Below are 6,606 nucleotides of genomic sequence, written 5' to 3'. Positions count from 1 at the left end.
GGTGCAGTCGGCCAAGGACCTGGCCGACCGCGGCGAGATCGTCATCGGCGGCTCCGGCGGCGACGACCAGCTGGTGTTCTGAACCGGCGCCGCCGTCGGGGCGTCAGCCGGCGCGCAGGCGCTCGTACTCGGCCTTGCTGATCTCGCCGCGCAGGAACCGGCCCATCAGGTCGCGCAACCGGCTGCGGTCGAGGCCCGGTTCCGTCGCCGAGGCCTGGCGGACGGCGGTCGCGGTCGGCTGGCCCGCCTGACGCAGCCGCGGATCGGTCGGCGTCGTCACCCCGGCGACCTTGTTCTCCTCCGACATCCGACGCTCGGCGACCTCCCTGGCGACGCGTTCGGCCTCGGCCTCGGCGACGGTCATCGCGTGCGTCGTCCGGCAGCGCTGCTTCGCCGCCAGCTGCGTCAGGGTGGCGTTGCGCTGCTCGAGCGACATCGCCTCGGTCCCGGCCGCGTCCTTGAAGTCCATGGCGAACGCCGCCGGCCAGAACAGCAGGATGGCGGCCGCCCCGACGGCGATGTTGCGCTTCTCGGTCTCGGCCCCTTCCTGCACCCGGACCCGCAGCGCCTCGTTGTTGCGCTGGATCTCGCTGTCGACCTCCCGGCAGGACATCCGGTTGTCGTTCGGCTGATACGCCGACACCGGAACGGCCGTGCGCCCGGCACAGCCGGCCACGAGCACGCTCGCGCACAGCAACACGCACAGTCGTCTCGACATCCCCGCTCCCCCGCATTCGGTGCGGGGAGACGGTATCGACGACCCGGCGCCCCTTCAACCCTGGAGCGACCGCGCCTCCCTCAGAGCACCAGGCCGGACGTCCCGTCGATCAGGTGCATGTGGTTGAGGTCGGCGAGCAGCGTCATCGGCTGCCCGGCCTCGGCCCCGGCCGCCGGATTGACCCGGCCGCAGACCTCGGCGCCGTCGAGCTGGAAGTACACCAGGGTCTCCATGCCCATCGGCTCGGTCACCTCGAGCGTCACCTCGAACGCCTCCTGGTTGGGCTCGACGTTGCGGTGGGTCTCGGTGACGTGCTCGGGGCGCAGGCCGAACACCAGGTCGGCGCTTCCGGCATGCCGTCGGTAGCGCTCGGTGCGCTCGGCCGGGACCGGGAAGGCGTGCCCGCCCGGCAGCAGGATCCGCAGCGCGCCCGACGCCTCCTCCAGCCGGCACGGCACGAAGTTCATGGCCGGCGAGCCGATGAAGCCGGCGACGAACCGGGTCCGCGGGTGGTGGTACAGCTCGTTCGGGGTGCCGACCTGCTCGATCAGCCCGGCATTCATGACCACGACCCGGTCGGCCAGCGTCATCGCCTCGACCTGGTCGTGGGTGACATAGACCGTGGTGGTCCGGACCTTCTGGTGCACCTTCTTGATCTCGGTGCGCATCTGCACGCGCAGCTTGGCGTCCAGGTTGGACAGCGGCTCGTCGAACAGGAAGACCTTGGGGTCGCGGACGATCGCCCGCCCCATGGCGACGCGCTGGCGCTGGCCGCCGGACAGCTGCTTGGGCTTGCGGTCGAGCAGCTCCGAGATGTCCAGGATGCGCGCCGCACTCTCGACCCGCTGCCGGATCTCGTCCTTCGGGACCCGCTTCAGGCGCAGACCGAACGACATGTTCTCGAACACCGTCATGTGCGGATAGAGCGCGTAGTTCTGGAACACCATGGCGATGTCGCGGTCCTTCGGCGGCACGTCGTTCACCACGTCGCCGCCGATCACGATCTCGCCGTCGGTGATGTCCTCGAGCCCGGCGATCATCCGCAGGGTCGTGCTCTTGCCGCACCCCGACGGGCCGACCAGCACCACGAACTCCTTGTCGGCGATGTCGAGGTCGATGCCGCGGACGGCGGGAGTCTCGTCGTAGTTCTTGACGACCTTGTGCAGCGTCACCTGGGACATGAACGGTCTCCGGTATGTCGAACGGGCAGGGGCGGGGCGGGCGGGAGGAACCTCGTCAGCCCTTGGTGGCGCCGGCGGTCAGTCCGGCGATGTAGTAGTCCATCAGGAAGGCGTAGATGACGAGCGGCGGGGCGGCGGCGATCAGCGCGCCGGTCATGATCTGCCCCCAGTTGTAGACGTCGCCCTTGATCAGCGTGGTCACGATCCCGACCGGCAGAACGAGCTGGTCGGACGAGGTCGTGAAGGCCAGCGGATACAGGAACTGCGCCCACGACACGGTGAACGCGAAGATCGTCGCCGCGATGATGCCGGGCAGCGCCACCGGGATGAAGATCTTGGTCAGCGTCTGGAGGTAGGTGGCGCCGTCGATCAGCGCGGCCTCGTCCAGCTCCTTCGGGATGCTGGCGAAGTAGCCGATCATGATCCAGGTGCAGAACGGCACGGTCAGGGTCGGGTACACCAGCACCAGCACGTACCACTTGTTCAGCAGCTGGATGCCGGTGAACTCGTTGACCACCGCGAACATCTTGAACAGCGGGATGAACAGCAGGGTCTCCGGGATCAGGTAGCAGAGGAAGATCCCGGTCGCGAGCGTGGCCGAGCCCCAGAACCGCATGCGCGACAGCGCGAACGCCGCCATCACGCTGACCACCATGGTGATCGACACCACCAGCACCGACACCATCGCCGAGTTCAGGATGAAGGTCAGGAACTCGGACGAGGTCAGCAACGCCTCGTAGTTCGCCAGCGTCGGGTCGAACACCCACCAGGGATTGGTCGCCCCGGCGATCTCGGTGCTCGACTTGAGCGACGTGATGAACATGTAGATCGGCGGCGTGAGGAAGAAGATCACGAACAGGATCAGGAAGAAGTACGACCAGAACAGCGCCCGCTTGCGGTCGCGGCTCATGCTGCCGTGGCGAACCGGCCGGGTCGGCCCGCCCCGGTCCCGGCGGTCTTTCTCGAAGGTTGCCGTCGCGGTCACGCCTCGTTCCCCCGCTTGGTTACGTCACGCAGGATGAAGATCGCCGAGATCCCGAGGATCGGGACCATGAACAGCGACACCGCCGCACCCAGCGGGATGTCGCCGCCCTGGATGCCGAGCAGGAAGGCATAGGTGGCGAACACATGGGTCTTGTCGATCGGCCCGCCGGCGGTCAGCACCCGGACGATGTCGAAGTTCGCGAAGGTGACGATCAGCGAGAACATCACGGTGATCGAGATGATGTTCCGCATCATCGGCAGGGTGATGTACCAGAGCCGCTGCCACCAGTTGGCACCGTCGATCGCCGCCGCCTCGTAGAGCTGCTCCGGCACCGACTTCAGGGCCGCCAGGTACATGATCATGAAGAACGGCGCGCCGAACCAGACGTTGACCAGGATCACGCTGAACCGGGCCCAGTACGGGTTGCCGAGGAACGGGACCGGGTCGATCCCGAACAGCGCCAGCAGCCAGTTGATGGCGCTGTAGGACGGATCGAACAGCCAGAACCACGCCAGCGTCGACATCGCCGGCGGGATCACCCAGGGCACCAGCAGCATGCCCCGCCACTTGCGCTGGCCCTTGGTCGGGATGGCGTGGATGAAGTGCGCGACGAAGAACCCGATCAGGGCTTTGAACACGACGGCGCTGATCGCGAAGATGCAGGACTGCTGCACCACCATCCAGAACACCTCCCGCTTGAACAGGAAGGTGAAGTTCCCGAAGCCGACGAACTTGGTCATCGACTTGCTGAGGGTGGCGAGATGGACCGCGTAGAACGCCGGATAGATCACCAGCGACGCGATGATCAGGATCAGCGGCAGCGTCAGCAGGAAGGCGATCGTGGACTTGCGCTGCATCAGCCGCTTCAGGCTGGAACGCGGGCGCGCCGCTCCGGCATAGGCGCCGGATTTCGTCGCGGTATCGACCATGGTTTGGCTCCTCGTGCGGGCGACACCGGGGGCGCCGCTGGAGTGGCCGCCGCGGCCAGGAGGCGGCGCCGCGACCGGCGCGACGCCGCCCCCCGGGTCCGGTCGGCCGGGCCGGATCAGGTCCGGCTGTAGCCCTCGAGCTCGGACTCCGCCCAGGACAGCACGTCGTCCAGCTTCTCGCCCTGGAGGTACCGGACCACCATCTTGGTCTGGAGCCCCTGGTTGTAGATCTGGAAGGCGATGTTGGCCGGCGCCGGCGCCCCGGCGATCGACTTGATCTGCTGCAGGTACGGATCCGGGTAGTGGAACAGCGTGCCCTTCGGCGGCGCCTCGTTCGCCCAGGTGTCGAACTTGGTCAGGTTGGCGAAGGACGGCAGGTCGTAGCCGCCGCTGGCCGCCACCAGCTGGCCGACATTGTCGGGCTGCGACAGATGGACCAGCAGGTCCTTGGCCGCCGCCTTGTTGGTGCCGAACTCCCAGATGCCCCAGAAATACGGCAGGTACGGCCCGTAGCGGCCGGCCGGTCCCTTCGGCATGCCGTGGGTCCAGCACTGCTCGGCGACCGCCGGCACGTCGCGCTTGGCGACCGCCCAGGCGCTCGGCGGGTTCAGGATCATCGCGCCCTGGCCGGACACCAGGAACTTGTTGTTCGAGGCGTCGTCCCACGCCGCGGCGTCCTGCGGCAGCACCTTGCCGAGCCGCTTCATGAACTCCATGACCTCGCGGACACTGTCCGACCGGGCGTGGATGTCGCCCTTCTCGTCGACCAGGTTGGCGCCGAACGAGCTGAAGAACGCGCCGACCCCGTCCACCGAGTCCGAGGTGACGCCGAGCCCGATGCCGAACGGGTTGCCGCCGGCGGCGCACTTCTCCGCCGCGGTCACGAAGGTCTCCATGTCCCAGCCGTCGGCCTGCGGCTCGGCGCCGGCCGGGTACATGGCCTGGACGTCGATGCCGGCGTGCTTCTTCAGCAGGTCGATGCGCGAGCACGGCCCCTTGAACTGGCTGCCGGTGGTCGCCGGCACGGCGATCCAGTGGCCTTCCTTGCGGCCGAGATACTTGACCGTGTCGTTGACGTCGCCGTTCTGCTTGATCAGCTCGCCCATGATGTCGTCGACCGGCTCGAGCGCCGCAGCCTTGTCGTTCGGCTGCCAGGTCGGCAGGGCGAGGATGTCGTGGCCCGATCGCGCCTGCATCTCGGCGGCGGCGGTCAGCAGGTTCTTCTGGCCCTGCGAGGTGATGTAGTCGATCTGCACCTCGATCTTGTTCTTGTCCGCCCACTGCTGGCAGAGCTTGGTCATGGTGTCGTTCGCGCCCGGCACCCAGTGGTCCCAGAACCCGACCGTCACCTTGCCGGCGGCGTGTGCGCCCCGGACGTAGGGCATGGCCAATGCGGCAGCCGTCGCGGCCGTGGTGGCGAGCACCTGGCGACGGCTGAACTTCACTTTCGTCATGGGGATTTCCTCCTCTGAGCGACGCCGCCTTGCACGGCGCACGACCACGCCCTTTGCCGAAAACAACCCTTAGGAGATTGATATCGGTGGGCTTTCTGAGATTTTATACCTGATATGTTAGATAACGTGTCGTGGCGGGTCCACGGGGAAATCGACGGAACCCCGGCTTTAGGTCGTCGGTCGAGGGCCCGCGCCGGTCACCGGACCTGGCCGCGGGCGGCCACCGCCAGCGGCCCTTCGATCCGCTCGCCCCGGACCGCCACCACGCTGTCGACCATGTTCGAGACGACGCAGCAGTGGTTCGGGACGATCCGCACGCGATCCCCGACGCGCAGCCCGACCGGTCCGTCCGCGACCAGCCGGCCGTGCTCCTCGGACAGCTGATCGATGCGCAGGTCCGGGCGGCCCAGCACGTGGCCGTGGCCGTCGAGGCCGAGCAGGTCCGAGGTCAGGACCTTGGTGCCGGCGTCGATCACCGCCCGGTCTGGCGCCGGCACCGACACCACGGTCGCCAGCACGGTCAGCGCGCAGTCGGCCCACGTGCATACGCCGCGCTCGACCAGAGAGCGGTCGTTGTAGACGTAGGTGCCGGTCCGGTACTCGGTGACGATCGGCGCCTCGTGGGCCCGCCACATGTCGGGCGCGCCGCCGCTCGAGATCCGCTCGACCGGCAGGCCGGCGGCCTCGCACAGCCCGGTCGCCTCGACCATGAACGCCTGCACCGCCGCGGTCCCGCCGACCGGCGGATAGGTCATCAGCCCGCCGAACCGCAGGCCGTCGGTCGCCTCGATCTCGAGCGCGAGGTCGCGTGCCGCCGCCGGCGAGGCGACGCCGCAGCGGTGCGCCCCGGTGTCGCACTCGACCAGCACGGTCAGCGGGTCCGGCGCATCGGCGAAGGCGGCACCGAGCCCCTTCACGACCTCCCCGCTGTCGGCCACCACCGACAGCCGCACCCGGCCCGCCAGCGCCCGCAGGCGGGCCAGCTTGGCCGACCCGACGATGTTGTAGGTCAGCAGCACGTCGGTCACGCCGCCCTCGGCGATCATCGCCTCGGCCTCGGAGATCTTCTGGCAGGTGATGCCGGCGGCGCCGGCCGCGGTCTGCAGCTTCGCCAGTACCGGCAGCTTGTGGGTCTTGATGTGCGGCCGGTTCCGGAAACCGTGCAGGTCGCAATAGGCCTGGAACCGGCTGACGTTCGCCTCGGCGACGTCGAGGTCGACCAGGACGGCGGGGGTGTCGATGTCGGCGAAAGCGGTCATGGGTCCTCTCGGTGCGGCGAACGGCAGTCGACGGAAGCGGCGATGGTAGCGCCGGCCTCGGCCGGGGTCTCGCAGTCCGT

Annotated in this window: 6 protein-coding genes; all 6 read right to left on the bottom strand. The window is 68.4% G+C overall.

All coding sequences use genetic code 11. From position 1 onward, the window contains the following. Positions 1–103: 103 nt before the first annotated feature. Positions 104–718, bottom strand: a complete 615-nt coding sequence (locus IE246_RS19730; protein ID WP_189992829.1) for a hypothetical protein — start codon at positions 716–718, stop codon at positions 104–106. A gap of 80 nt (positions 719–798) precedes the next feature. After that, complete coding sequence (locus IE246_RS19725; protein ID WP_189992827.1) at positions 799–1,899, bottom strand: ABC transporter ATP-binding protein; 1,101 nt, start codon at positions 1,897–1,899, stop codon at positions 799–801. Between the two features lie 55 nt (positions 1,900–1,954). After that, entirely contained in the window at positions 1,955–2,884 is a 930-nt protein-coding gene (locus IE246_RS19720; protein WP_229837392.1) for a carbohydrate ABC transporter permease, read from the bottom strand. Continuing rightward, a complete protein-coding gene (locus IE246_RS19715; RefSeq protein ID WP_189992825.1) occupies positions 2,881–3,813 on the bottom strand; it encodes a carbohydrate ABC transporter permease in 933 nt (310 codons plus the stop codon). Before IE246_RS19715 ends, IE246_RS19720 begins: the two co-directional genes overlap by 4 nt. A gap of 116 nt (positions 3,814–3,929) precedes the next feature. Next, positions 3,930–5,267, bottom strand: a complete 1,338-nt coding sequence (locus tag IE246_RS19710; protein WP_189992823.1) for an ABC transporter substrate-binding protein — start codon at positions 5,265–5,267, stop codon at positions 3,930–3,932. Positions 5,268–5,464: 197 nt separating this feature from the next. Beyond that, complete coding sequence (locus tag IE246_RS19705; protein WP_189992822.1) at positions 5,465–6,526, bottom strand: D-TA family PLP-dependent enzyme; 1,062 nt, start codon at positions 6,524–6,526, stop codon at positions 5,465–5,467. Positions 6,527–6,606 lie beyond the last annotated feature (80 nt).

Origin of the sequence: Thalassobaculum fulvum, from assembly GCF_014652915.1 — a bacterium.
GTDB classification, from domain to species: domain Bacteria; phylum Pseudomonadota; class Alphaproteobacteria; order Thalassobaculales; family Thalassobaculaceae; genus Thalassobaculum_A; species Thalassobaculum_A fulvum.
The sequence above is the reverse complement of the archived record's forward strand: the minus strand, read 5'-3'. Positions and strand labels throughout refer to the sequence as shown.

Coding starts and splice junctions, on each gene's coding strand:
- IE246_RS19705 (WP_189992822.1), bottom strand. CDS start 6,526: ATGACCGCTTTCGCCGACATCGACACCCCCGCCGTCCTGGTCGACCTC.
- IE246_RS19730 (WP_189992829.1), bottom strand. CDS start 718: ATGTCGAGACGACTGTGCGTGTTGCTGTGCGCGAGCGTGCTCGTGGCC.
- IE246_RS19710 (WP_189992823.1), bottom strand. CDS start 5,267: ATGACGAAAGTGAAGTTCAGCCGTCGCCAGGTGCTCGCCACCACGGCC.
- IE246_RS19715 (WP_189992825.1), bottom strand. CDS start 3,813: ATGGTCGATACCGCGACGAAATCCGGCGCCTATGCCGGAGCGGCGCGC.
- IE246_RS19725 (WP_189992827.1), bottom strand. CDS start 1,899: ATGTCCCAGGTGACGCTGCACAAGGTCGTCAAGAACTACGACGAGACT.